This is a genomic window from Caballeronia sp. A2-2 (assembly GCF_057612605.2).
The window spans coordinates 522,874-546,172 of the sequence record NZ_CM172587.1 but is presented as its reverse complement, the minus strand read 5'-3'; the positions used below and the strand labels follow the sequence as shown (position 1 = coordinate 546,172).

The 23,299-nt window shown below is 60.3% G+C and carries 23 protein-coding genes; 7 read left to right on the top strand and 16 right to left on the bottom strand.

Annotated features, from left to right (window positions below):
• The first annotated feature begins 314 nt into the window (after nucleotides 1-314).
• Nucleotides 315-815 (top strand): carbohydrate porin, encoded by a 501-nt coding sequence (locus ACZCWR_RS02645; protein WP_487302194.1) that lies wholly within the window; start codon nucleotides 315-317, stop codon nucleotides 813-815.
• Nucleotides 816-1,266: 451 nt separating this feature from the next.
• On the opposite strand, the gene ACZCWR_RS02640 is transcribed toward ACZCWR_RS02645, so the two are convergent.
• The 5 genes from ACZCWR_RS02640 to ACZCWR_RS02620 all read right to left on the bottom strand — a co-directional run bounded on the left by ACZCWR_RS02640 (nucleotide 1,267) and on the right by ACZCWR_RS02620 (nucleotide 6,078).
• Nucleotides 1,267-1,842 (bottom strand): LuxR C-terminal-related transcriptional regulator, encoded by a 576-nt coding sequence (locus tag ACZCWR_RS02640; RefSeq protein ID WP_487302193.1) that lies wholly within the window; start codon nucleotides 1,840-1,842, stop codon nucleotides 1,267-1,269.
• 657 nt (nucleotides 1,843-2,499) lie between these two features.
• Nucleotides 2,500-5,292, bottom strand: a complete 2,793-nt coding sequence (locus tag ACZCWR_RS02635) for a DUF927 domain-containing protein (protein WP_487302192.1) — start codon at nucleotides 5,290-5,292, stop codon at nucleotides 2,500-2,502.
• On the bottom strand, nucleotides 5,289-5,624 hold the full coding sequence (locus tag ACZCWR_RS02630) for a hypothetical protein (protein ID WP_487300402.1): 336 nt from the start codon (nucleotides 5,622-5,624) through the stop codon (nucleotides 5,289-5,291). Before ACZCWR_RS02630 ends, ACZCWR_RS02635 begins: the two co-directional genes overlap by 4 nt.
• Entirely contained in the window at nucleotides 5,621-5,851 is a 231-nt protein-coding gene (locus ACZCWR_RS02625; protein ID WP_487302191.1) for a transcriptional coactivator p15/PC4 family protein, read from the bottom strand. Before ACZCWR_RS02625 ends, ACZCWR_RS02630 begins: the two co-directional genes overlap by 4 nt.
• The gene (locus ACZCWR_RS02620) at nucleotides 5,848-6,078 is read right to left on the bottom strand and encodes a hypothetical protein (protein ID WP_487302143.1); all 231 of its coding nucleotides are present in this window, start codon (nucleotides 6,076-6,078) and stop codon (nucleotides 5,848-5,850) included. Before ACZCWR_RS02620 ends, ACZCWR_RS02625 begins: the two co-directional genes overlap by 4 nt.
• 31 nt (nucleotides 6,079-6,109) lie before the next feature.
• Between ACZCWR_RS02620 and ACZCWR_RS02615 the strand changes: the two genes are divergently transcribed.
• Nucleotides 6,110-6,262, top strand: a complete 153-nt coding sequence (locus ACZCWR_RS02615; RefSeq protein WP_487300399.1) for a hypothetical protein — start codon at nucleotides 6,110-6,112, stop codon at nucleotides 6,260-6,262.
• Nucleotides 6,263-6,491: 229 nt separating this feature from the next.
• Here ACZCWR_RS02615 and ACZCWR_RS02610 read toward each other — a convergent pair whose 3' ends face one another.
• From ACZCWR_RS02610 to ACZCWR_RS02595, 4 genes are all read right to left on the bottom strand, one after another.
• The gene (locus ACZCWR_RS02610; protein WP_487302190.1) at nucleotides 6,492-6,689 is read right to left on the bottom strand and encodes a hypothetical protein; all 198 of its coding nucleotides are present in this window, start codon (nucleotides 6,687-6,689) and stop codon (nucleotides 6,492-6,494) included.
• Nucleotides 6,690-7,327: 638 nt separating this feature from the next.
• The gene (locus ACZCWR_RS02605) at nucleotides 7,328-7,537 is read right to left on the bottom strand and encodes a DNA-binding protein (RefSeq protein ID WP_487302189.1); all 210 of its coding nucleotides are present in this window, start codon (nucleotides 7,535-7,537) and stop codon (nucleotides 7,328-7,330) included.
• A 241-nt stretch (nucleotides 7,538-7,778) separates the two neighbouring features.
• On the bottom strand, nucleotides 7,779-8,525 hold the full coding sequence (locus tag ACZCWR_RS02600) for a helix-turn-helix domain-containing protein (protein ID WP_487302188.1): 747 nt from the start codon (nucleotides 8,523-8,525) through the stop codon (nucleotides 7,779-7,781).
• Between the two features lie 105 nt (nucleotides 8,526-8,630).
• Nucleotides 8,631-9,929 (bottom strand): tyrosine-type recombinase/integrase, encoded by a 1,299-nt coding sequence (locus ACZCWR_RS02595; protein ID WP_487302187.1) that lies wholly within the window; start codon nucleotides 9,927-9,929, stop codon nucleotides 8,631-8,633.
• Between the two features lie 470 nt (nucleotides 9,930-10,399).
• Between ACZCWR_RS02595 and ACZCWR_RS02590 the strand changes: the two genes are divergently transcribed.
• The 3 genes from ACZCWR_RS02590 to ACZCWR_RS02580 are packed head-to-tail and all read left to right on the top strand — an operon-like array spanning nucleotide 10,400 to nucleotide 12,145.
• A complete protein-coding gene (locus ACZCWR_RS02590) occupies nucleotides 10,400-11,074 on the top strand; it encodes a CsgG/HfaB family protein (RefSeq protein WP_487302186.1) in 675 nt (224 codons plus the stop codon).
• Nucleotides 11,075-11,101: 27 nt separating this feature from the next.
• Complete coding sequence (locus tag ACZCWR_RS02585; protein WP_487302185.1) at nucleotides 11,102-11,467, top strand: DUF4810 domain-containing protein; 366 nt, start codon at nucleotides 11,102-11,104, stop codon at nucleotides 11,465-11,467.
• Nucleotides 11,468-11,476: 9 nt separating this feature from the next.
• Nucleotides 11,477-12,145, top strand: a complete 669-nt coding sequence (locus ACZCWR_RS02580) for a DUF799 domain-containing protein (RefSeq protein ID WP_487302184.1) — start codon at nucleotides 11,477-11,479, stop codon at nucleotides 12,143-12,145.
• 66 nt (nucleotides 12,146-12,211) lie between these two features.
• Here the strand turns inward: ACZCWR_RS02580 and ACZCWR_RS02575 are convergent, their stop codons facing one another.
• Nucleotides 12,212-12,598 carry a DUF488 domain-containing protein gene (locus ACZCWR_RS02575; RefSeq protein WP_487303218.1) on the bottom strand — a complete coding sequence of 129 codons (387 nt, stop codon included), beginning with the start codon at nucleotides 12,596-12,598 and terminating at the stop codon, nucleotides 12,212-12,214.
• Between the two features lie 164 nt (nucleotides 12,599-12,762).
• On the opposite strand from ACZCWR_RS02575, the gene ACZCWR_RS02570 reads away from it, so the two are divergent.
• Nucleotides 12,763-14,145 (top strand): MFS transporter, encoded by a 1,383-nt coding sequence (locus ACZCWR_RS02570; protein WP_487302183.1) that lies wholly within the window; start codon nucleotides 12,763-12,765, stop codon nucleotides 14,143-14,145.
• 6 nt (nucleotides 14,146-14,151) lie between these two features.
• Here the strand turns inward: ACZCWR_RS02570 and dbpA are convergent, their stop codons facing one another.
• Nucleotides 14,152-15,534, bottom strand: a complete 1,383-nt coding sequence (gene dbpA / locus ACZCWR_RS02565) for an ATP-dependent RNA helicase DbpA (RefSeq protein ID WP_487302182.1) — start codon at nucleotides 15,532-15,534, stop codon at nucleotides 14,152-14,154.
• A 4-nt stretch (nucleotides 15,535-15,538) separates the two neighbouring features.
• Complete coding sequence (locus tag ACZCWR_RS02560; RefSeq protein ID WP_487302181.1) at nucleotides 15,539-15,733, bottom strand: hypothetical protein; 195 nt, start codon at nucleotides 15,731-15,733, stop codon at nucleotides 15,539-15,541.
• 140 nt (nucleotides 15,734-15,873) lie between these two features.
• On the opposite strand from ACZCWR_RS02560, the gene ACZCWR_RS02555 reads away from it, so the two are divergent.
• Entirely contained in the window at nucleotides 15,874-16,737 is an 864-nt protein-coding gene (locus tag ACZCWR_RS02555; RefSeq protein WP_487302180.1) for an AraC family transcriptional regulator, read from the top strand.
• A gap of 19 nt (nucleotides 16,738-16,756) precedes the next feature.
• Here ACZCWR_RS02555 and ACZCWR_RS02550 read toward each other — a convergent pair whose 3' ends face one another.
• The 4 genes from ACZCWR_RS02550 to dnaA all read right to left on the bottom strand — a co-directional run bounded on the left by ACZCWR_RS02550 (nucleotide 16,757) and on the right by dnaA (nucleotide 23,260).
• Nucleotides 16,757-17,647: a phosphorothioated DNA-binding restriction endonuclease gene (locus tag ACZCWR_RS02550; RefSeq protein WP_487302179.1), complete on the bottom strand. Its 891-nt coding sequence runs from the start codon at nucleotides 17,645-17,647 to the stop codon at nucleotides 16,757-16,759.
• Nucleotides 17,648-17,733: 86 nt separating this feature from the next.
• Nucleotides 17,734-20,205 (bottom strand): DNA topoisomerase (ATP-hydrolyzing) subunit B, encoded by a 2,472-nt coding sequence (gene gyrB, locus ACZCWR_RS02545; RefSeq protein WP_487302178.1) that lies wholly within the window; start codon nucleotides 20,203-20,205, stop codon nucleotides 17,734-17,736.
• A 123-nt stretch (nucleotides 20,206-20,328) separates the two neighbouring features.
• Entirely contained in the window at nucleotides 20,329-21,432 is a 1,104-nt protein-coding gene (gene dnaN, locus ACZCWR_RS02540) for a DNA polymerase III subunit beta (RefSeq protein WP_487302177.1), read from the bottom strand.
• A gap of 256 nt (nucleotides 21,433-21,688) precedes the next feature.
• Nucleotides 21,689-23,260, bottom strand: coding sequence for a chromosomal replication initiator protein DnaA (gene dnaA / locus ACZCWR_RS02535; protein ID WP_487302176.1), 1,572 nt, complete (start codon nucleotides 23,258-23,260; stop codon nucleotides 21,689-21,691).
• Nucleotides 23,261-23,299 lie beyond the last annotated feature (39 nt).

The following is a 23,299-nucleotide window of genomic DNA, read 5'->3' as shown; positions in this document are numbered from 1 at the left end:
CACGCTCCCTTTCATCGATGTCTTTCGCAGTGGTCTGCGAAAGATCGTCACGTATTACGTTTGCCCGGTTCTGTGCCGGGCGCAACGAGGTGAGCCTATGTTCTTTCACTCTTTTTCAATTCGCGCCGGTCACGGCAGCATCTGCGTCACCTCAACGCTTGCAGCGGTCAAGCTTTAAGGGGCGCACAGCTGCAGTCTGCACTGTCGTTGCACTGACGATAGCTGCCATCGCACTTGCTGTGCTGTTGACCGCAATGTCCGCATTTACGGGACTCGACAAAGCTGCGCATCTCGGCCTGTGGTTTTGAAACGTCATGAAAAAAGCATTTCAAATCCGCTCGTTGCGATGGCTCCTGATGCTCCTGCTGGCTGTCGATGTAATACTCGCCATCGCCGACACGAGCATCGCCCCGACTGAATTGAACATTGAAGCAGCGAGCCCTCCGATCGGCCTAAGGGACCGCCCCAACCTGCTCGGAAATATCGTTGGCCTACGCTCGTTGCTTGACGCCCACGGCGTGGTCTTAACCCTGCAGAAAACCAGCGAGTTCTACGGCAATTTCACCGGCGATCGGCGCCATGGCGTGTCCTATGAAGGAGCAACGCAAGTCGGGCTGAACATGGACACAGGCAAAGCGCTGGGCCTAAACGGCGGCCTGTTTTCTATCGACGCACTTCAAATCCATGGCCACGGGATCAGTGCTTCGCGCCTCGGCACACTGCAGGGCTTAAGCGGCGTCGAGGCTGACGCGTCCACGCGGCTGTGGGAGCTGTGGTATCAGCAATCGCTGGCGACAAGATGGATCTTAAGGTAGGACAGCAAAGCTTCGACCAAGAGTTCATCGTCATTCGCCGGTACGAAATAGGTTGCGTGTGGTCTGTAATTTGGACACGATACCAAGCACGCCTCGCCAGCCCGACCAAAATACAGAAGATATGGGCGCGAGATTGTTCGTACCGTTTTCATTGACGGTGCTAATTAGGACAACTTGCGTGCCTAGGTAGAGGATATGGGGTTCAGCGATAGCGTGTGGCGCATTCATGACTTTGTGCTCCGTGAGTGACGGACTGGCGAGATACGACCGATGCATCACCGTAAAGCGCGCGTCTCCCATGGCTGGCGTAATCGCGAAGATCCGTTCGAACATATATGGCCCAAGATACTGGAATGGCTCGAAACCGAGTCCAGCACTACAGCGAAGCAGCTATATGAGCTCCTCACAGCAATGGCACCGGCTCGCGAGGGATTGAGCGCTCAACATCCCACTAGGCCGTGGATTGCAATGCTCGGTCATGGAGGATGCAGACATCCTCTTCAGAGAACAATCGGAACAGTTCAGCGGTCGTCGCCACGCCAAGCTTGAGCATCGCGTTCGTCTTGTGGGTGCAGATGGTTTGCTTCGAGCGGTGGCGCGCTAACGCGATCTCCTTCAGCGACCGACCGGCTAGCGTCGCCTTCAGAACGTCAATCTCGCACGCGCTAAGAGGCTGATAATTTTGGCCGCGTCTAGGCAGCGTCGCCGCGTACTTGCTAAGCGTGGACGATACAAATTTTCGGCGAGCGTGAGCGGCATCGATCGCTGACTTCAGATGCTCGCCGACTTCATCCCGGTCCAGCACTGCATGAACGGCGCTCAGGGCCGACAGCGTGGCGAGGTAAGCGGGATTCTTGATACCCGAATGCAGCACCAGACCCACGTCGATTTGTCCCGCCCGTATGCGGGTCAACAATGGTTCGCGAGCGGAGTTTTGTCTCGACGAGACGCTCTGAAGGTCCGCAACAATCACATCACAATCACTCGCGAGCTTGGCCAGCGTATCACCGCAGCAGGTCGTGGCCACGGTTGTGACCCCTGCGCATTGCCTAACGGCCGCCTCGGTACCCAGTGCGCTTATGAGATGGCTACCAGCACAAACAACCCTTAACGACATCGTGACCTCGCAGATAGATACGAAGCAACGAGCCTACCGAGGGCGTCGGCCTCGGACAATCGGATGGATACGAACAGGCGATCTTCAGACAGCCGTCGCAATTGCTTTCAATAAGCTGTCGTCGACACCGAGTCGAGTTTCCCCACTCTATAGGTACACAATTCCCGGTGCCAACACTGCCAAACTGCCAACAGCGGCCTCAAACCCCTACTGGATAAGGGTTTCGCTGTTGGCAGTGGCCAGCGCTTTGATGCCAATTGTTGGCAGTCGACTGCACACACCAAGCTATCAGGGATTCCGTCATGCGAAACACTGCCAACACTGCCAACACACTGCCAACAGCAAAAGCTATATAGCATAAGGGTTTGAATAGGGTAGTTGGCAGTTGGCAGTGTTGGCAGTGAGATTTCCCTACACGGGAATTTTGTGAAGGCAGAGAAATCAGTCGAAAGTCATTAGAAAGCGTTTAACGTGATCCTGACAAAGCTTTCATGTTCATGTGTTCCGTTTGCCCATAAAAAAACCTCGCGCAGTGGCGAGGTCAAAAGATAGAAGCGCGGCGTGCTGCTACTGATCGTCGTCAGCTTTCCAATCAGCGTGATTTTTACGTGGGTAGAGCACGTAGACCTGCCCCAAGCCACGCCCACCGTTTCTCGTCCAGCCCTTGCGTCCTGTGGGACGCAATAGGATGCGAGCTTTGTGAAGGGCCTTGCAGGCGTGCTTCAGGTCATAACCGACGACGAACACCCCTTTGAAGGTTGCGGGCGGCACGTACACGGTGATCTTGCCGTCGGCGTCGGCCCGAATAAACCCCAGCGAGTTATGCACCACGGGCATGTTTTCAGTGAGCGGCAGGCGAACGAATCTCGAGTGCTCATGCTGCTCGATGAGACCTTCGACCTGCTCGATCAAACGCTCATCATCGCGGTCGCCCGTCCCGAACACATCAAGCCACCGCCGCCAGACGGTATCGACCGCCTGCTGCGATTCTTCGGCGGTCCACCCCGTCAAGCCCGCCTGCGATGCCATCACCAAGGCAGCGGCTAGCAGGGCGAACTTGCGTGTCGCGCGCCGCACGGGTGGCGCGGCATCCGGCGGCACCATCGCCGCCATACGGATACGCTCGCGCCCGATCTGCTCGCGCGCGTCACTCCACCTTGGCAGGAGCCATTCCACAAACGCGGGCCCAAGCGTGCCATGCTGTGCGCGACCCGCAGCCGTCAGTGCGTCAGAGAAAGCTTCGGCGCTCGCGTAGCCGTGCAGTTCGTCAAATGCGCGATGCAGGCCCGCGTCGGCGGGCACATCAAGCAAGCGCACCTCCTGCCCGCCACGCGGCTTTAGACCGCCTTCGGCGAGATACTGACTCATCGCGACTTCGCCCGTCGAAATGAGCGTCAACCTCCACGACCGAGAAGCGACGGTGCCGCCGTCACGCGCTCCTTGTACCTTCGAAATGCCATTGAGCATCTGGTAGATCGCCGGGCCGATCTTGCGCGCATCGCCCGAGCCGATCTCGTCGAGATATAACAAGCGATCGTTGGCTGACTCCGACATCAGCGCCAGACCTAGGGACGTACCATTCCAGCTCGCCTTGCAGCGGTCTGGGTCTCCCCAGACGCTAGCAGCCACATCGCCGCAGGTGCTCTTACCCGCTGTCGAGTTGGTATAGAGATGCAAACCAATGCCGTCCTTCTCTCCGGCGATGGAAAGCAGCGGCCCGGCCAGCGCGCATGCCACGCTCGTCATAGCGAGGGCATTGCCTTGCGTTAGTCGACCTACCTGCTCTCGCCAATCGCCAAGCGTGCCACGCGCCTTATAGGCGCTCGGATTGTCCGGTTTGCCGTTAAAGTGCATGCGAGCATTGGGTTGCCCAACGACTTCCCCGGTCGGCAATACGAAAGCGCCGTGCTGCCAACCGGTCATGCTGACGATTTCGTACCACGCGTCGCGGTTCTCGGTCTGAAGCCAGTACGCGAGTCGCTCGCGGGCCGCGCGATCGGTTGCGACCGCCAGCCCGCCGCTACGCAATCGCGCCCAACCGTCGCGCTCCCCAATCTCTGCATTGGGCATGGCTTCGATTACCTCTTCGCCGCAACCCGCGCGCCGCCAGCGCAACACGCGCATCTGACGGCCTGGGCTGTCGCGGCCGCTTCCCAACGCCTCCAGCGAGTCACAAAGCCATCGAGGCGCGAGATAGACGGTCTTGCCGCTGTCGCGATCGACTTTCACGCCCACAAAGTACAAGCCGTCTTGACGGCGCTCGTAATACGCTTCTAGTTCGCCTGCGCCGGCAGTTGTCGCCTCTGCAAAGCTACGGTTCGGCTGATCGTCACCATCGGGCTTCACAGCCTTCCTGATCTGCGCGGCGACTGCGGCTGCTCCAAAACGTGTGTGCATGTCGTTGAAGTCGGTTTCGTTGTCGTCGCGCCTGTCGCCGAACTCCGGCAAGGCAACGGCGCCGCCGACGGATCGCGCCGCCTCCACCGCCTTCTGCTGTCCGTTACCGAGGTCCGCCAGTACCGTAATCTCGGCATCGGGATAGGCCGCGCGCATCGTCTGTGCAACCTTCGTGAGGTTGCCCGCCGAGAGCGCCGCCACTGCGACATCGCCCGTACAGAGGTGAGCCGACAGCGCTGTGGCGACACCTTCGGCGATGAGCATGCGCTTGCACTCTTCTGGCGCGGCGGCGAACCAGCAGCCGCCCGCCTTCTCCCCATTGGCCAAGGCCGACTTGCGCCCCTGTTCATCGATCATCTCGATGGTGGTGATGACGCTCCCGACCCGTACGGGCGCAATCAGAATCCGCCCCTCGAGCTGCGCGCCGCCCGATTGCGGCCGGTAGCCGATCAGCTTCTGAAGCTTCGCGGCGTCCATTTCGCGCAGGGTGTCAACCGCACTGACACCCTTGCGCATCAGGTACGGATGATCGTCGCGAGCGGGGTGAGCTTTCTCGATGACGGCGATGGCAAGCGAGGCCGCGTGCTTACGGGCCTTCGTTCGTTTCTGCGCCTCTTGTTCCGTGCGTGCGTCGCGCTCGACACGACGGCGCTCGACCTCTGCCGGGTCGATAACCGTTGCGGCGGTCGAACGCGGCTTGTAGCCGTACTTCTTCGCGATCGCGAACAGCGTGCCGATGGTGATACCGGCGTCGGGACGAATTGAGCGCCACGTATCCCGAACGTCGGCCGCCACGTAGTTCGGGCTTTGCCGACTCCAGTTGTCGAACATCTCAAAGCCAGCTTCACCCTCGCTATGCTTTAGCGACGCACCGATGCGAAACCACTCCTCGCGCTCAACGTCCGCCGGGATGAACGATAGCGCTTCGAGGATTCGCTGGCGATTGTCAAACATCGTGATCATTGTTCGCCTCCCGGCCGCACATGAGCCCGTGCGATCACACGAGCGAAGGCAAGGTTGTCGCCGATCGCCGCCGTCGCTTGCCCCGCGAGAACGCCCACGCGCGGCGATCGGACACCCTTCGCCATCATGGTTTCAAGCAGATCGGTACGGCGAAACCCCTTCTCGGCGGCAGCGGCAAACACCACGTCGAGCACGCGGCGTGCGAACTGGCGCACGTCGTCATCGGCTTTCTTTGCATGAAACACAAGGAAGCCGCACATGAGAACGCACTCAGTCGGGCTCGCGTACTCGCCTTCAGCGATTGGAATGCCGAGTTTGTAGTTCTCGTTCATACGACCTCCCGCGCGGCCAGCGTCAGCCCTTGAATGACCTGTGGCAGTAGTTCCGGGCGCAGCATGATGCCCTTCTGCGTCGGCACGAACTCACCCGCTGCATTGGCGACCACAAGCCGGATATCGACGTACTCGCGGCCTTTATACCGACGATGAATGATCCGGATGCGCTGCGTCGCGCTCTTCTGGATATCCATCACCACCTTGTCCTGATCGACCCAACTCATACATCCTCCTTCGAACCGATCGCGCACTGACCGTGACGCACGCCGTCTGCATGAACGTATTCATGCAACTGTTCTGCGACGCCAGCAGACTGATCTATCAACATGCGAACAACACCGCAGACAGGGTGGTCGTCGCTTACAGGAAGGTCCGCAATGCCGATCAGCAACATCTGCAAGACATCGTGGAACTGCTGAGCCTTCGCCGCCATCTCGAGGTGCCTAGCCATGGTTTCCTCCCTTTAAGGAGTACTTATCGCTGTGAGCACGGCTAGAGCGCTCTATTTTGAGACGGTCGATCAATCGCTGTCGAAGGACGCACTCGGCTTCAGACGCGGTCTCAACGATCTGACCGATGAGCTCGACTTCACTCGCGATGCGATAGAGCAAAAGCGGTTGTTCGGCCTCCTGTAACGCGCTCGAGCGAACTTGCTTGGGTTCGGCGCTTCGATCGCTCGCAATCAAACAACCAACGGCGGCCGTAACGGTGCTCAACGACAACGCTGCGTCGACTGCAACACATGAGCAGTCAGCGAGGAATTGCAGCTCGCTATCCGAGGCGTGCGCCATGTCAAAGCGCTCTGCGAAAAACGCGAGCAAGCCAGCCGCCGACGGTGTTTGATGGATAACGTCGCGTATTGTGTTAGTCATGGCGCACCTCCGCACGGGCGATGTCCACCAGCTGACGTAGCGCATTGCCGGTAATGTCGAGCGCATCCAGATCGGACGCGGCCAGCGTGGCTTCACGCAAGGCGTGTTGCGCGCACTGAATGATGTCGATGTAGACCAGGGGAACGAAAGGGCGGGTATGCTCAGGACGAGCGGGGATAGCGAGTCGCATGGTGCGGCCTCCATATGCAGGTTCAGCGAACCTGGCTCCCGCTGTCAAACGGGGTGGCCAGGCACTAGGCAGGGTTGACAGACCGGCGCATATGGAAACCGGCGAGCGCGAACGCTCCCCCACCAAGGCCCGGCCATTGAAGGCGAACACAAGGCAGCGGACGAAAAAATACCGCCGGTCGGCGGTTGTCCGCCATATGCAAGTCGAGCTGTCAAACCCGAATGAGAGGTGTCTCCTCCCACGATTCAGAGGATAGACGACCGATTTCAATTTAGTCAAGCAAGTGTGTTCCGTACCCGACTGATAGCGCGAGGATCTTTTCCTAGCTAGTATGGAATGGCAGTACCCTCCAGAAAGTTTTTTCGCTGGCCCCCGGGCCAGCTTTTTTTTCGTCCGCGAGAAACCATTATCGGACTGGACCGATGGCGCCGCCACGCGGGCACGACTAACGTAAGTACTCTTTTCGACTTTGGGATTTTTCTCATGGCTGGCCTCCGGGTCAGCCATTTTTTTCGTCAGCAAAGAGTCGTTTTCGTACGCGGCAGATAGTGCGAACGTGCTAGTTCCGCTACGCTTGGCTACGCATGACTCGTAGTTCCGGTCTTGGCTGGCGCTTGCGTCAGCCCTTTTTTTGCCCATCATGACCGATCTCCTTCCGTGAGCAGCGCTTGGAGATCCTTCACGCGCCATGCGAGGCGGCCATTAATGCGAATCGGGCGGATGGGGCCGTTTTCGAGGCACGCCCACTTGCGCAACGTTTGTGGCTTGCGATTGATTGCGGCCGCCGCCTCTGCGGTGGCCATGATTGCCGGAAGATCGGCGCGGTCTAAAAGATTTTGCTGGTTCATCTCAACGCTATTAGAGTTCGCCTTGTGGGCGAAACATCGAGCGTTGATCACGTGCCGATATGCGCTTTCAACGCCTCGACGTTCCACCTTGCTCAGCGATGTGTCTCGGCGTTGATACTTTGCCTGCAACAACCGCGCGCAACCAAACAACAACCATTGAGTGCCGTTGAGTAAGGCTTTGCGAGCGGTTGCGCAACCGGGTAGACAACCGCTTCCGCGCTTTTCAGTCGCTATGCGTCATTCACGCCCTGTCAGAAAACACCCTTATCGGCATTCTGTAAGTTGCCGCACCGCCTCGAGTTCGCTCCTTGGCGCGCGCCACGGTCTTGCTGACGCTCTGGGGCGTAACTCCGAACTCAGAAGCCAGTGCCTTGTGCGTCTCGCCATCGGTCGCACGCCGCACGATCTCAGCTCGCTGCTCCGCGCTTAATTTGGGCGAGAACTTGTTCTCAGTTCGCGATGATTTAGGTTCGGCATCGTAGCCGCCTTGTTCGTTGCCACTAGGGGAGATCTGGTCGAACTGTATCCCGCTAGGATTCGAGCCCTCGGCAAAGAGATGAGCAGCAACCTCATTGAAGGTCCACCTCATGCCCAACGATGCGATGAACGCATTCGCGTCCGTCACGCTCAACAGCCACCCGTTCCAGTTATCGATTGAGTCGAGCGGCAGCAACGAATGACGGTTGCGTGGAACAATAATGCGTTTCTGCGCTGCATCCATCAGCGCATGAAACCAGCCGTCAACCAGCAGGCTTTCGTCCAGTCCATCGTCGTACCAGTCGTTCAACACAAAGTTCACGATTGCAAGAAAATGCAAAGGGCTCAGGATGCCGCGCTCGTGAACCCTGTGTATCCATTTCTCGGGCCCAAACCAGCGCCGCTCGAACGTTTGTTCAACGTCATCGAAGATGTCCGTTTGCCTGTCGATTTCCTCGCCCTCGATGGCGTCTATAACGAGTTCAAGGAGATCTTGGGGAGGCTGAATCATCTTGCATCCTTCAATGCAAACCTTCAATTGAGATGCTCCCGCCAGACCGAGTGAAGGGGTCTCGGCTCTTCGCCCGCTAAAGCTAGACGGGAGCAAAGCTGGTTGCTAGTTGACTACTTGCAAGCTCTTTGTTTGCGAGGCGTCGAAATCGACACCGCCCTCCACCAGAATCCAAGCCTCGATTTTGTCGTACCACGCCCGCAGCAAATCGAGCGGGCGCCGGCGGTAGTGCTTCTCGGCAAGCGCACTGGGCTTATGACCCATGATCTGCGCGCTCACACCGGCCGGCATCTCAACCCACTCGCACAACGTTCCGAACGAGCGACGCAGGCCGTGGAGACTGACGTGCGGCAGTCCCGCCGCGACGAGCGCCTTAACGTGCCCCTTGGACGGCTCATTGAGGCGTCCATCCGCAGAGGTTGTACTACTGAAAACCCATTCGCTGCGCCGAGGCAACCCGCTGAGGAGCATGGAGAGATAAGCGCCTAACGGAATCACACGCCCCGATTCTTCAATCTTGTCGGACAGTGAAAGACTGCGCCAACGAAAATCGATATCGCTCCAGCGGAGTGCGGCCATTTCCTCACGTCGCGCGCCAGTCAGCAGAAGCGCTTGCAGATAGGCCGAAATGACGGGATTGTCGATTCGCCTTACGGCACCGAACCAGAGCTTGAGCTGCTCGCGCTGAAGCACATCGCCTTCTTTGGCCTGCACACGCGGCACCGCGTCCCTTACGCGACGAGCCTTGTAGCATCCTGCTGGCACGACGCCGGCGTATTCGTCGACATCCTCTGTCCATCGAATGAAGGCCCTGAGCAGGCGATACGAAAGCGCAGCCATCGTAGGTCGTTCGGAGGTTTGAGACTTCAACCACTCTGCGATGCGCTCGCCCGTCAGTTCTGAGAGCTTCAGTGCCATGAGGTGCGCGAGCGGACCCGGCATTGTTGTGCCCTTGCCTCGTCGGTACGGGATGCCGCCTGCTGTTGATAGGCGAAGATGATCTTGATAGTGCCGCTGGCTCCATCGACCCCGGCGGTCATCAATGTACGCCTCCCACGCTTCGCCGACAGTGACATCTCGACGGCGCTCCTCTACCTGCTTCGCCAAGCTTGCCGCCCGGCGCTCGGCGGCCTCTTCCCGAGGATCTTTACCGGCATCGACCAACCGCTGTAAGCGACGTGCTTCGTCTTGTGCCTGCGCGATTGTCCAAGCATCTGGTGAGCCGATCGTGATGCGCAATGTCGAGCCGTGAAGCTTGGCTTGGAAGATGTAGGTCATTGCGCCTGACCGAGTCGCGCGTAGCCCGAGCCCGGTTGCCCCACAATCCCACAAAAACGCTTGCGACTTTCCTTCTGGACATACGTGAGCGCGAACACGCGCCGCCGTAAATTTGACTTTTGACATGCCGACCCTATAGACACACGCCTCATCCGTGTAACCGCTGTGTAACCCGATTTTGTCGTAAACGATCAATTTCGGTCAACGCGAAGATCCGTTGGTCGGAAGCCCAAAGGCCTACCCAGTAAGGCTTTCGACGGGTTACACGACGCAAATCAACACCAATAAATAGTGCCAGACTGGGACTCTTAATCCGTAGGTCGAGTGTTCGAGTCACTCACGCCCCACCAAGTCTTCCGAAGGGCTGCACATCGTGCAGCCCTTTTGCATTTCTGCGATCTCCCTTCTCGTCACCTCGCCTCCCTTTTTCAGACTTATCGCACTAGTCTGCGCTTTCGAATCCCTTAACAATCGCTGGTTTTTCGAAACTGATGCCGCTAGGCAAGCATTAGCGATCGGGCGCGGCACCGCACACCTCCTCGACACGCACGGGCGGCATCAAATCTTTTAGCCACGCTGTTTGTAGAGGCAATTCAATGAAGTTCATCAAAACGCGCGCCGCCCTGTGCGCCGCGTCCGCCGCGCTCGTCCTGAGCGGTTGCGCAACCGAAGCATCCAAAACCCTGCCGGTCCCGGATGTCAGCATCGCTCACACGCCGTACGCCGGTAAGCCAGTGCCCGTCTCCGTCGGCAAGTTCGACAATCGGTCGAGCTACATGCGCGGCATCTTCTCCGATGGCGTCGATCGCGTCGGCAGCCAAGCCAAGACCATCCTCCTCACCACGCTTCAGCAGAGCCGCCGCTTCGCCGTGCTCGATCGCGACAACATGAGCGAGATCAAGCAGGAAGCCGCGCTCTCGAACAAGGCTCAATCGCTCAAGGGCGCCAATTACGTCATCACCGGCGACGTCACCGAATTCGGCCGGAAGGAAGTCGGCGATCATCAATTGTTCGGCATTCTCGGCAGCGGCAAAACGCAAGTGGCGTACGCCAAAGTCAGCCTGAATATCGTCGATGCCACGACTTCGGAAGTAGTCGCATCGAGTCAGGGCGCGGGTGAATACAGCCTGTCGAACCGGGAGATCATCGGCTTCGGCGGCACGGCAAGCTATGACTCGACGCTCAACGGCGAGGTGCTCGACCTGGCCGTCCAGGAAGCCGTGAATCATCTCGCGGAGCAAGTCGACGCGGGCGCGCTGCAAAGCAAGTAAGCATCACTCATCACCAAGGCAACAGGCATGATCCACAAGAAACATATTTCGACCGGCGTTGCGCTGTCGGTCGCGGCAGCGTGTGTGCTGCTCTCGGGCTGCGCCACGCAAAGCACCCCGTCGCTTTATCAATGGGACGCGTATCAACCTCAGGTCCACGCGTACTTCACCGGCAAGAAAGCCGTTCCCGAACAAGTCGATGCACTCGAAAAGGCGCGTCAGCAAATCCAGTCCAAAGGCACTGCGTTCCCGCCGGGATTCCATGCACATCTGGGCGCGCTGTACGCAAGCATCGATCGAACGGAAGAAGCACGGCAAGAGTTGAACGCTGAAAAGCAGGCCTTTCCTGAATCGTCCGCGTACATGGACCTTCTGTTGACCCGACTTAAATAAACGAAGTCCATGATCAAGTTCTTTTCAAACAAACTATTCGTCGCGGTGTCGGCTTTGCTGTTGTTGAGCGCGTGCGTGCATCAACCGAAGCAAATGGACTACACCGCGTTCCGCGCCAATAAGCCTCGCTCGATTCTGGTGCTGCCGCCGGTGAATCAGACATCGGATGTCGGCGCGACCTACGGCATGCTCTCGCAAATGACGATGCCGCTCGCCGAAGCCGGCTATTACGTCGTGCCGGTCGCCGAGATGAACGAAACGTTCAAGCACAACGGCCTGACCACGCCCGTGGATATTCAAAACATCGCGCCGGAAAAGCTGCGTCAGATTTTCGGCGCGGATGCCGCGCTCTACACGACGATCACCGGCTACGGCACGAAGTACATGATCGTCGATAGCCAGACGGTCGTGGCGGCGAATGCCAAGCTCGTCGATCTGCGTTCGGGCGCCCAGCTCTGGACGGGAATCGCTTCGGCGAATGGCAAAGAGTTGAGCGGCAACTTCAACGTGGGCGGCGTGGCCGGCATGCTCGCGACCGCGCTCGTCACGCAAATCGCGCACACGGCAGGCGACAAGTCGTATGACGTCGCCGCGCTGACCAGCCAACGTCTGCTTTCGGCAGGCGGCGTCAACACGCTGTTGTACGGACCGCACTCGCCGAAATACGGCACGGACTGATCGACGCGATTGCGTCATCACGTCGCCGGGTTGCGCGCTGCTTGCGTGATCCGGCGATGCATCGATTCACACCACCTCCGCTCCCCGCTTCACCAACAACTCCCGCAGTACCGCTCGATGACACCGGGCCTCATCCTCGCAATAACATCCCACCGAAATATTCGTCGAGTGCGATAACGCCGCCAGCAAATCCAGCGTGCGCCCGGCATCCGGCGTCGCCATTTCCGCCTTGAACTTGCGCACGAACGCGCTCCATTCTTTTTCGCTTCGCGCCGCCAGCGCCTGTGCAACAAGCTCAGCCGATGGCGCCAGATTCGGATACCACACGTCATAGAAATCGCGGCTCGCGAATTCCGCCTTGGGCACGCCACGCGGCGGCCGACGCACCGTGCCGATGCGCAAGCCTTCATCCACCGCGCGCGGCGTGCCCAGCCGCACGATCCGTATCGCCATCATCGATCTCCCTGCAAAACAGCACGATAAACCGACATCTCTTTGAAAGCTCCGGCAGCGCAGCCAAGCGAAACCCGCCGCCTTCCCGTATCGTTGCGGATTATTCTCCCTCCGCTTACATCGCCGTGCCCACCGAAGAACGCTCCCGCGACCCCGACTCTCCCATGACCCCGCTCGAGCGCCGGGGCATGGCCGCGATCCTGCTCTCGGTCGCGCTCGCGACGCTCGACACGGCGATCGCCAACACGGCGCTGCCGGCCATCGCGGCGGATCTGCACACGACGCCCGCGGCATCGGTGTGGATCATCAACTCGTATCAACTCGCGATGGTCGCCACGCTCCTGCCGCTGGCCGCGCTCGGCGGCATTCTCGGACATCGGCGCGTATATCTCGGCGGACTCGTGTTGTTTCTGATCGCGTCCGCGCTGTGCACGTTCGCGTGGTCCTTGCCGACGCTCGTTGCCGCGCGGCTGCTGCAAGGGCTGGGCGCGAGCGCGCTCATGAGCGTCAACGCCGCGCTCATCAGCGCGATCTTTCCGCCGCATCGGCTTGGGCGGGGCGTCGGACTGAACGCGCTCGTCGTGGGAATCGCGTTCGCGATCGGGCCGACGGTCGCATCGATCGTGCTCTCGCTCGGCAACTGGCCGTGGCTGTTCGCGGTGAATCTGCCGGTCGGCGTGTTCGCGCTATTTATCGCGTGGCCGTCGCTGCCGCAGACCAAGCGCGCGGAACACGGCTTCGATCGCATCGCGGCCTTGCTCAACGTCATCACGTTCGCCTCGCTGATCTTCGGACTCGGCGAAGCCGCGCAGCGCGCGCCCGTCTATACCGTGCTGACGGCGTTCGGCATCACGCTCGTCGCCGGTTTCCTGATGCTGCGCCGCGAACACGGCCATCCCGCGCCGATGCTGCCCGTCGATCTCTTCCGCCGCCCGATGTTCGCGCTTTCGACGGCCACCGCCATTTGTTCGTTCGCCGCGCAAGGGCTGGCGTTCGTCTCGCTGCCGTTCTTCTTCGAAAGCGTGCTGGGCCGCAGTCAGGTGGAAACCGGTTTTTTGATGACGCCCTGGTCCGCGCTCGTCGCGGTGATGGCGCCGATTGCCGGACGCCTGTCCGACCGCCACGCGCCCGGTTTACTGGGCGGCGTCGGACTGGCAATTTTGTGCGTGGGAATGGTGTCGCTGGCGATGCTGCCCGCGCAACCGCACGTGCTGGAAATCTGCATCCGCATGGCGATTTGCGGCGCGGGCTTCGGCTTCTTTCAGTCGCCGAATCTGAAGGCGTTCATGTCGAGCGCGCCGCGCGAGCGTGCGGGCGGCGCGAGCGGCACCATCGCGACATCGCGGCTGATCGGACAGGCCACGGGCGCGGCGCTCGTCGCGCTGTGCTTCAGCATCGCGGGGAAGCATGGGCCGACGCTCGCGTTGTCGCTCGGCGCGGCGTTCGCGGGCGCGGGGAGCATCGCGAGCGGACTGCGGCTCGTCACCGCGAAAACATCCGCCGCGAAGACGGAAGGCATCGCGCGCGATCCGTCGCAAAAAGCCTGAGGCGGCTCACATCCGCCGGACTTTTACCTTGCGGCCCTTGAGTTTGCCCGCGCTCAACTTCCGCACGGCTTCATCGGCCACGTTGCGGTCGACGGCCACGTAAGTCACTAAATCGAGCACGTTGATCTTGCCGATCTGCGTGCCTTCGAAGCCCGCGTCGCCGGTGAGCGCGCCGAGCACATCGCCGGGACGAATCTTCTCCTTGCGGCCACCGAGGATTTGCAGCGTCGCCATCGGCGGCTTGAGATGGCCGGGTTCCGCCGAAGTCAGTTCCTTCAGCGGATGCCATTCCACTTCCTTGCGCATCTGCTGCTCGATGGCACCGACGCGCCCCATCTCGTCCATGCTCGCAAGCGACAGCGCCCAGCCTTCCTCGCCCGCGCGTCCTGTCCGCCCGATGCGATGCACATGCACCTCCGGATCAGGCGTCACATCGACATTGATGACCGCTTCGAGTTGCGCGATATCGAGCCCGCGCGCCGCCACATCGGTCGCGACGAGCACCGAGCAACTGCGATTGGCGAACTGCACGAGCACCTGATCGCGCTCGCGCTGGTCGAGTTCGCCGTGCAGCGTCATCGCTTCGAAACCTTGCGCGCGCAAGACATCGAGCAAATCGCGGCATTGATTCTTCGTATTGCAGAACGCGATGGTGCTCACCGGCCGGTAGTGATCCAGCAACAAACCGACCGCGTGCAAACGTTCGTGATCTTCGACCTCGTAAAAGCGCTGACGAATCTGCTTATTCGTGGGCTGTTCGGTCAGCTTGATCTCGCGCGGCGAGCGCAAGAACTGCTGACTCAGCTTGACGATGCCTTCCGGATACGTCGCCGAAAACAGCAAGGTCTGCCGGTCTTTCGGGCACCGCCGCGCAATCGACGCGATGTCATCGAAAAAACCCATGTCGAGCATGCGATCCGCTTCGTCGAGCACGAGCGTGCGCACGGCGTCGAGCGAAAGCGTGCCGCGCTCCAGATGATCCATGATGCGTCCCGGCGTGCCCACCGCGATATGCGCGCCGTGTTCGAGACTCGCGATCTGCGGACGCATGGGCGTGCCGCCGCACAGCGTCAGCACCTTGACGTTGTCCTCCGCGCGCGCGAGACGGCGAAGTTCCTGCGTCACCTGATCGGCGAGTTCGCGCGTCGGACAGAGCACGAGGGCTTGCAAGTCGAAGCTGCGCGCGTCGAGCTTCGCGAGCAGCGGCAGTGCGAACGCGGCGGTCTTGCCGCTGCCGGTCTTCGCCTGCGCGATCAGGTCTTGTCCGGCGAGCGCGTGTGGCAGGCTCGCGGCCTGAATCGGCGTCATCGTGAGATAGCCGAGTTGTTCGAGATTCGCCTGCATCGCGGGCGAGAGCGGCAGGCTGCTGAAGGAAGTGTCGGTCGTCATGATTTCAGCGCTTGCCGCTCAACGGGCTGTCGGCGAGTTGCTCGTATGTGGTTTCGCCTTCCGGCGAGTCGTGACGCTCCACGTAATTGCGCGCGCCGCACATCGGGCAGCGGAACAGCAGGCCCTGTCCTTCGTTCTTGATGAGAACGTCCGCGAGCGACCATTGGGCCTCGCACGACTGGTTTCGGCAGGTAAACATGTTGAATTCGCGTGATGCGATTGTCTGGTTCAAAGGCGGAAGTGTACGCGTCTCCGATGCCGCCGGGCTTCGCGCAAGTCAGCAAGAAATGCTAAAGCGGGTCGTGCTAACTTGGTTGCATCGTTCAAGAGGAGCAGGCGATGGGCGAGAACCCTTACGAGGCGCGGCTCGCGCGCGTGGTGGCGTACATCCACGATCATCTCGATGACGAACTGGATCTGAACCGGCTCGCTGAAATCGCGTGTTTGTCGCCGTATCACTGGCACCGGATTTATCACGGGTTTTGCGGCGAGACGGCGGCGGCGACGGTGCGGCGGCTGCGGCTGCATCGCGCGGCGAACGAATTGGTGCGCGGCGAAATGCCGATCGATGGCATCGCGCAGCGCGCCGGATACGGCAGCGTGCAGGCGTTTTCTCGCGCGTTTCAGGCGAGTTATCGCGTGCCGCCCGCGCAGTTCAGAAACGAAGGCGGCGCGGCTTTGTTCGGCGCGGCGTCATCGTCCGATGGCGTTCATTCGGGAGCGAAAATCATGCATCAGGTCGATATCAGGACGCAGGACGGGTTCACGGTCGCGGCGGTGGAGCATCGCGGTTCGTACATGAATATCTCGCGCGCGTTCGAGACGCTTTATCACTGGCTTGCGATGCGCGATCTCATCGATCCGCACGCGCGCATGCTCGGCGTTTATTTCGACGATCCTTCGGCGGTGGAGGAAGACGCGTTGCGGTCGATGGCTTGCGCGGAGTTGTTCAAGCCGGATGCGGTGAAGTTCGAAGCGCCGGTTTCGCGGTTCGAGGTCGCGGGTGGCGAGTTCGCGGTGCTAACGCATGTCGGGCCGTATGCGCAGCTTTGCTTTGCGTATCAGTGGTTGTATGGGGAATGGCTGCCGCAGTCGGGACGGGAGACGGGGGAAGCGCCGGTGTTCGAGGTTTATTTGAATAATCCGAGGGATACGGCGCCGGCGGAGTTGGTGACGGAGATATGGTTGGCTTTGAAGGCATAAGTGGCCGCTGCACGAAAATTCAAATCGGCCGCGCGCCGCCTTTGAACACGTCCGCGCGATGCCAATCGACGAAATCCTTCCCCGGATGATGCTCGGTCCGCACCGGCGGATTCAGCTTGCCACCGTGATGCCGAAGCAGAATTTCATCGAACTGCTGGGTGCCATGCGCTTGCTCGGACACCAGCACGCGACGGTCATCGCCAAGCGTGAACGCGCCGATGTCAAAGAGCTTGTGATGCAGGCAGCACAACGCGATGCCATTCGCGACCACATCGGGGCCTTCGAACTGATGCCACTTGATATGCGCGGCCTCAAGCCCAATCGTCATGTTGGCGATGCGCAGGTCGAGATTGCACAGTGCGCAGCGGTACTGATAGGCGGTGAGCACGTCGCTGCGGAATTTGGGATCGCGGCGTCGGCCGTTGCGTGCTGCGCTCTCATCGAGCGAGAGTCCGACGGCATCGAGAATGTCGTCGTGGATGCTTTCGGGGAAGTGCGTCGACAGCACTAGCCTTGCGACTTCACCGAGCGCTTTCGGGTCGTGCTCGAACAGTCTTTGAACGTCGCTCGAAAATTGTCCCGCCGCTTGCAGGCTGCGGAGTTCCGTTTTTGTCGATTCGTTCCTGAGTTGCAGCGTGACATCCGGCGCGCTCGCGCGAACTTGCCAGACATCGTCGTTGCGCAAGCGCATGAAGGGCAATTCCGGGTACAGCATGCGCCGCTGCGGACCGAATTCGCGCAATAACTCGCAGAGCTTGCCCTCGTAGTCGCCGAACGGAACGACGCGAATGCCACGGCTAAACAGGCCTAGCGCGAGCAGAATGAGCAGTGGTTTGTGAGGCGCGCGCTCATCGCCGCGTTGCCAGACTTTGAGGTTGGCGAAGCGCTGAAGAATATCGGATGACGTCATGCAAAAAACGAAGCGAATATCTAAGAAAAAGCCCGCGATGATGCGTACACCATCGCGGGCCTTCGAGGCGTTACAGCCGACCTCACTCAAACATCAATATTCCCCGCCCGCAACGCATTGCTCTCAATAAACGCCCGACGCGGCTCCACATCGTCACCCATCAGCGTCGTGAAAATCCCATCCGCCGCGATCGCATCTTCGATCTGCACGCGCAGCAGACGCCGCACGTTCGGGTCCATCGTCGTTTCCCAAAGCTGCTCGGGATTCATCTCGCCCAATCCCTTGTAACGCTGCTTCGAGACATTGCGCTCGGCATCGGCAATCAGCCACTTCATCGCGCTCTTGAAGTCGTTCACAGCCATCGAACGTTCGCCGCGCTTGATGAGCGCGCCCACGCCGATCAAACCCTTGAACGTATCCGCCGTCGACACGAGTTGCTTGTAGTCAGCCGTCAACTGAAGGTCCTCATCCAGCACCGAAACCTTCACGTTGCCATGATGACGCCGCTTGATATGCAACGAGCGCAGTTCGCGCACCTGATCGTAGGCGGGCTCCACGGATACTTCCGGCTTCAGCGGATCGGCACGCAGACGCTCTTCCAGCCGCTTCGCCGATGCCTCCGTCGATTCCTGCGACGACAGATCGATCACCACGCCATCCATCACCGCTTCGAGCGAGGCGGCGTCGTAGATACGGCTCAGACGATCGACCACGGCCTGCGCCAAAAGATAAGCACGCGCAAGTTCGCCCAGGGCATCGCCGGAAATGGGATCGACGCCTTCGCTCGGAATCAATTCGGAGCCCTGCAGCGCGAGCTTCAGCATGTGCTGGTTCAGCTCGTGCGCGTCTTTCATGTAGCGCTCGTCCTTGCCCGCCTTGATCTTGTACAGCGGCGGCTGCGCGATATAGATGAACCCGCGCTCCACGATCTCCGGCATCTGCCGGTAAAAGAACGTCAGCAGCAACGTGCGGATGTGCGCGCCGTCCACGTCCGCATCCGTCATGATGATGATGCGGTGATAGCGCAGCTTGTCGAGGTTGTAGTCTTCCTTGCCGATGCCGCAGCCCAACGCGGTCACCAGCGTCACGATCTGCTCGGACGAAATCAGCTTGTCGAAGCGCGCCTTCTCCACGTTCAGCACCTTGCCGCGCAACGGCAAAATCGCCTGAAATTTGCGGTCACGGCCTTGCTTCGCGGACCCGCCCGCCGAATCGCCCTCGACGATATAAATCTCCGACTTCGCCGGATCTTTCTCCTGGCAATCCGCGAGCTTCCCCGGCAACCCGATGCCATCCAGCACGCCCTTTCGACGCGTCATTTCACGCGCTTTTCGCGCTGCATCACGCGCACGCGCGGCATCGATGATCTTGCCGGTGATGATCTTCGCGTCGATCGGCGTTTCCTGCAGATATTGTTCGAGCGCCTTCGCGACGATTTCTTCCACCGGCGCGCGCACTTCCGACGACACCAGCTTGTCCTTCGTCTGCGAGCTGAACTTCGGCTCCGGCACCTTCACCGACAGCACGCACGACAGACCTTCGCGCATGTCGTCGCCAGTGGTCTCGATCTTCGCCTTCTTCGCGATATCGTTATCGGTGATGTACTTGTTGATAACGCGCGTCATCGCGGCGCGCAAACCCGTCAAGTGCGTGCCGCCGTCGCGCTGCGGAATATTGTTGGTGAAGCAGAGCACGCTTTCGTTGAAGCTGTCGTTCCACTGCATCGCCACTTCGACGGTCACGTTTTCACGCTCGCCGGTCGAATAGAACACGTTCGGATGCAGAACCTGCTTGGCCTTGTTGATGTACTCGACAAAGCCCTTCACGCCGCCCGCGAAGGCGAAGTCGTCTTCCTTGCCCGTGCGCAGGTCGGTCAGGCGAATGCGCACGCCGTTGTTCAGGAAGGACAGTTCGCGCATGCGCTTGGCGAGAATGTCGTAGTGGAATTCGACATTGCCGAAGATGGTCGCGTCCGCCAGAAAATGCACTTCCGTGCCGCGATTTTCCGTGTCGCCGACAACAGGCATCGGCGAATATTGCACGCCGTTTTCCTCGACGATTTCACGGTTCTGCACGACGCCGCGCGAGAACTCCATGAAGTGCTTCTTGCCGTCGCGGCGCACGGTCAGGCGCAGCCATTCGGACAGCGCATTCACGCACGACACGCCCACGCCGTGCAGGCCGCCGGACACCTTGTAGCTGTTCTGGTCGAACTTGCCGCCCGCGTGCAGTTCCGTCATGACGATTTCGGCGGCACTGCGCTTCGGGTCGTGCTTGTCGTCGCGCTTGAGGCCGGTGGGCACGCCACGGCCGTTGTCGGTCACGGAGATGGAGTTGTCGGCGTGGATCGTGACGTGAATATCGTCGCAATATCCGGCGAGCGCTTCGTCGATGGAGTTGTCCAGCACTTCGAACACGAGGTGATGCAAACCGGTGCCATCCGATGTATCGCCGATATACATGCCCGGCCGCTTTCGCACCGCTTCCAGACCTTCGAGGATCTGAATGGACGAGGCGCCGTAGCTGTTGTCGGGTTGCGAATTTGTGTTTTCAGTCATGGAAATTTTCCGGTTCTGCGTCACTGCTTCGACACTTCTAGGGTTACTGCCCGAACTTTTCGAATCACCTTAAAAACGCCAAAGGGGCTGCCGCCCCTTGGAGTAATCACGGTTTTCAGCGCGTCAGATACGCATCGGCATCACGACGTACCGGAATTCCTCGTTCTCGGGAATGGTGATGAGCGCGCTGGAATTGGCATCGCCCAGGCTCACTTTGAGCGTGTCGATCTTCAGATTCGCGAGCACGTCGAGCAGATACGTGACGTTGAATCCGATATCGACGGAATCGCCCTGGTAAGCGATTTCGAGTTCTTCCTGCGCCTCTTCCTGATCGGCGTTGGTGGACATGATCTTCAACTGGCCCGGCTCGACGAGGCAGCGCACGCCCTTGAACTTGTCGGAAGTCAGAATGGCCGCGCGCTGGAGCGAGCGCTGCAATTCCTCGCGGCCGATCTCGAACGTGTTCTTGTGCGACTTCGGAATGACGCGCTGGAAGTCGGGGAACTTGCCTTCGACGAGCTTCGACACGAGTTCGACCTGACCGAAGGTGAACTTCACCTGCGTCGCGGCGATATCGATGGTCAGCGTGTCGTCGATGTCTTCGAGCAAACGCTGCAATTCGAGGATGGTCTTGCGCGGGATGATGACTTCCTGCCGCGCGAACGAACCTTCGATTTTCATCGACGAGAACGCGAGACGGTGACCGTCGGTTGCGACCGCCATCAACTGGTCGCCGTCCACCACGAGCAGCATGCCGTTCAGGTAGTAGCGAATGTCCTGCTGCGCCATGGCGAAGTACACCATGCCGAGCAACTGGCGGAACGTCTTCTGCGGAACCGACAGGCTGGCGCCGAAATCGGTCGCCTGATTGACGGTGGGGAATTCGTCCGCGGCGAGCGTCTGGAGCGCGAAGCGGCTCTTGCCGGAACGCACCGTGAGGCGCTTGTCCGAGAGATCGAGCACGACTTCGCCTGGCGGCATGGCGCGCAGAATGTCCAGCAGCTTGCGAGCGGCGACCGTGGTGGCGACCTGGTCGCTGCCGACGCCGAAATCGGCGCGCGTGGTGATCTGGAGTTCGAGGTCCGTCGAGAGGAAGGACACATCCGCGCCGTTCTTGGTGATGAGCAAATTGGCGAGGATCGGCAACGTATGGCGGCGTTCTACGATACCGCTCACGGTTTGCAGCGGCCTTAGAAGATTATCTCGTTCGGTCTTGACCAGTTGCATAGAGTTCCTTCGTTGATGTGACGGCCTGTCCGCCGGTTTCGCCACCGTACCTGTTGCCCGACGGACATCCTCGTAACACGCGTTGCCGGCCCCCCGCCGGTCACTCGCGAAAGCTAGGCGCCAACCGCCCAGGCCTTGGGCGGTTAAAACCTATATTGTGCCTGAAAACTGAACCGCTCCCGAAAAAATGGGGGCGATTTCGCCAATAAACAGGCCACCGCGCGCAATAATCGACGCGTGCGCGCGATCGCTGTCCTCAGCCCTTGAGCGTCTGTTCGAGCACGTGCAGTTCGTGGTTAAGCTGGGCATCCGTGCCGCGCTCGGCGGCGATCTTGCGCACGGCGTGCAGCACGGTCGTGTGATCGCGTCCGCCGAACAGTTCGCCGATCTCGGGCAGGCTCTTTTGCGTGAGTTCCTTGGCCAGATACATCGCGATCTGGCGCGGGCGCGCGATATTGGCCGGCCGTTTCTTCGAGTACATATCGGCGACCTTGATGTTGTAGAAGTCCGCCACCGTCTTCTGGATGTTCTCGACCGAAATCTGGCGGTTCTGCACCGTCAGCAAATCCTTCAGCGCTTCCTTGGTCAGTTCGATGGTGATATCGCGGCCATGGAACTTCGAATATGCGAGGATCTTGCGCAGCGCGCCTTCGAGCTCACGCACGTTCGAACGCAGATGCTTGGCGACGAAGAACGCCACGTCTTCCGACAGACTCACGCCTTCGGACTGCGCCTTGCGCATGAGAATGGCGACGCGCATTTCCAATTCGGGCGGCTCGATGGCCACCGTCAGGCCGGAATCGAAGCGCGAGATCAGACGATCGTCGATACCCGAGATTTCCTTCGGATACGTATCGCTCGTGATGATGACCTGCGCCTTGTTCGCGACGAGCGCCTCGAACGCGTAGAAGAACTCTTCCTGCGTGCGCGATTTGCCGGAGAAGAACTGAATATCGTCGATCAGCAAAAGGTCGAGCGAGTGGTAGTAGCGCTTGAAGTCGTCGAACGCCTTGCGCTGGTAAGCCTTCACCACGTCCGACACGTACTGTTCCGCATGGATATAGCGGATGCGCGCGCCGGCCTTGTCCATCAGCAATTGATTGCCGATGGCGTGAATCAGGTGAGTCTTGCCGAGGCCCACGCCGCCGTACAGGAACAGCGGGTTGTACGAGATGCCCGGATTGTCGGCGACCTGAATGGCCGCCGCGCGCGCAAGCTGGTTCGCCTTACCGGTCACGAAGTTGTCGAACGTGAGCACGGGGTTCAGCTTCGAACGCTCGTAGGCGGAATCGGTTTCACCGCCGGCCGACGGCGCGTTGCCGGGACGCCAGGTGCGACGGCCCGCGGCGGCTTCGTTCGCGTCGAGGCTCGGCAGATCGAGGTCGGCCTGATCTTCCTGCGTGGCCTGCTGCGCGGCTTCGGCGGCGAGCGCGTTGATGTGCGCAGCGGCGTTCGCATGCGCCACGACCGTGGGCGCTTGCGGGACGGCGGCAGCGGGCATCGGCGCGCGCGGCGCGGATGCGGACACGCTCGGGCGCGGCGCGGCATTCGGGCCGCCGCCGAGCGCGTTGCGCGCGGTGGCTTTCGGATCGAGGACGATCTGCACATCGATGGCCGCGCTGAAGAACTCGCGCGCGGCATCCGCGATGCGGCCCGAGAACTGGCTCTTGACCCAGTCGAGCTTGAAGCGATTGGGAGCGGCGATGCGCAGGATGTTCGCGTCGGCATCGAAATCGACCGGGGTCAGCGGCTTGATCCACGTGACGTACTGCTGCGGCGTGAGTTCGCGCTCGAGCAATGCGGAACAGTGTTCCCAGAAATCGTTCATCGAATGCGGTCGTTAGGGTTGCTCCGCTCGAACGCCGGC

Bases quoted from the DNA above. Each gene is read 5' to 3' on its own strand.
- dnaN (WP_487302177.1), bottom strand. From the start codon at position 21,432: ATGCAACTGGTCAAGACCGAACGAGATAATCTTCTAAGGCCGCTGCAA.
- ACZCWR_RS02620 (WP_487302143.1), bottom strand. From the start codon at position 6,078: ATGGCTAGGCACCTCGAGATGGCGGCGAAGGCTCAGCAGTTCCACGAT.
- ACZCWR_RS02555 (WP_487302180.1), top strand. From the start codon at position 15,874: ATGGGCGAGAACCCTTACGAGGCGCGGCTCGCGCGCGTGGTGGCGTAC.
- ACZCWR_RS02570 (WP_487302183.1), top strand. From the start codon at position 12,763: ATGACCCCGCTCGAGCGCCGGGGCATGGCCGCGATCCTGCTCTCGGTC.
- ACZCWR_RS02635 (WP_487302192.1), bottom strand. From the start codon at position 5,292: ATGATCACGATGTTTGACAATCGCCAGCGAATCCTCGAAGCGCTATCG.
- ACZCWR_RS02605 (WP_487302189.1), bottom strand. From the start codon at position 7,537: ATGAACCAGCAAAATCTTTTAGACCGCGCCGATCTTCCGGCAATCATG.
- ACZCWR_RS02595 (WP_487302187.1), bottom strand. From the start codon at position 9,929: ATGTCAAAAGTCAAATTTACGGCGGCGCGTGTTCGCGCTCACGTATGT.
- gyrB (WP_487302178.1), bottom strand. From the start codon at position 20,205: ATGACTGAAAACACAAATTCGCAACCCGACAACAGCTACGGCGCCTCG.
- ACZCWR_RS02625 (WP_487302191.1), bottom strand. From the start codon at position 5,851: ATGAGTTGGGTCGATCAGGACAAGGTGGTGATGGATATCCAGAAGAGC.
- dnaA (WP_487302176.1), bottom strand. From the start codon at position 23,260: ATGAACGATTTCTGGGAACACTGTTCCGCATTGCTCGAGCGCGAACTC.
- ACZCWR_RS02580 (WP_487302184.1), top strand. From the start codon at position 11,477: ATGATCAAGTTCTTTTCAAACAAACTATTCGTCGCGGTGTCGGCTTTG.
- ACZCWR_RS02630 (WP_487300402.1), bottom strand. From the start codon at position 5,624: ATGAACGAGAACTACAAACTCGGCATTCCAATCGCTGAAGGCGAGTAC.
- ACZCWR_RS02585 (WP_487302185.1), top strand. From the start codon at position 11,102: ATGATCCACAAGAAACATATTTCGACCGGCGTTGCGCTGTCGGTCGCG.
- ACZCWR_RS02600 (WP_487302188.1), bottom strand. From the start codon at position 8,525: ATGATTCAGCCTCCCCAAGATCTCCTTGAACTCGTTATAGACGCCATC.
- ACZCWR_RS02645 (WP_487302194.1), top strand. From the start codon at position 315: ATGAAAAAAGCATTTCAAATCCGCTCGTTGCGATGGCTCCTGATGCTC.
- ACZCWR_RS02560 (WP_487302181.1), bottom strand. From the start codon at position 15,733: ATGTTTACCTGCCGAAACCAGTCGTGCGAGGCCCAATGGTCGCTCGCG.
- dbpA (WP_487302182.1), bottom strand. From the start codon at position 15,534: ATGACGACCGACACTTCCTTCAGCAGCCTGCCGCTCTCGCCCGCGATG.
- ACZCWR_RS02590 (WP_487302186.1), top strand. From the start codon at position 10,400: ATGAAGTTCATCAAAACGCGCGCCGCCCTGTGCGCCGCGTCCGCCGCG.
- ACZCWR_RS02610 (WP_487302190.1), bottom strand. From the start codon at position 6,689: ATGCGACTCGCTATCCCCGCTCGTCCTGAGCATACCCGCCCTTTCGTT.
- ACZCWR_RS02550 (WP_487302179.1), bottom strand. From the start codon at position 17,647: ATGACGTCATCCGATATTCTTCAGCGCTTCGCCAACCTCAAAGTCTGG.
- ACZCWR_RS02575 (WP_487303218.1), bottom strand. From the start codon at position 12,598: ATGGCGATACGGATCGTGCGGCTGGGCACGCCGCGCGCGGTGGATGAA.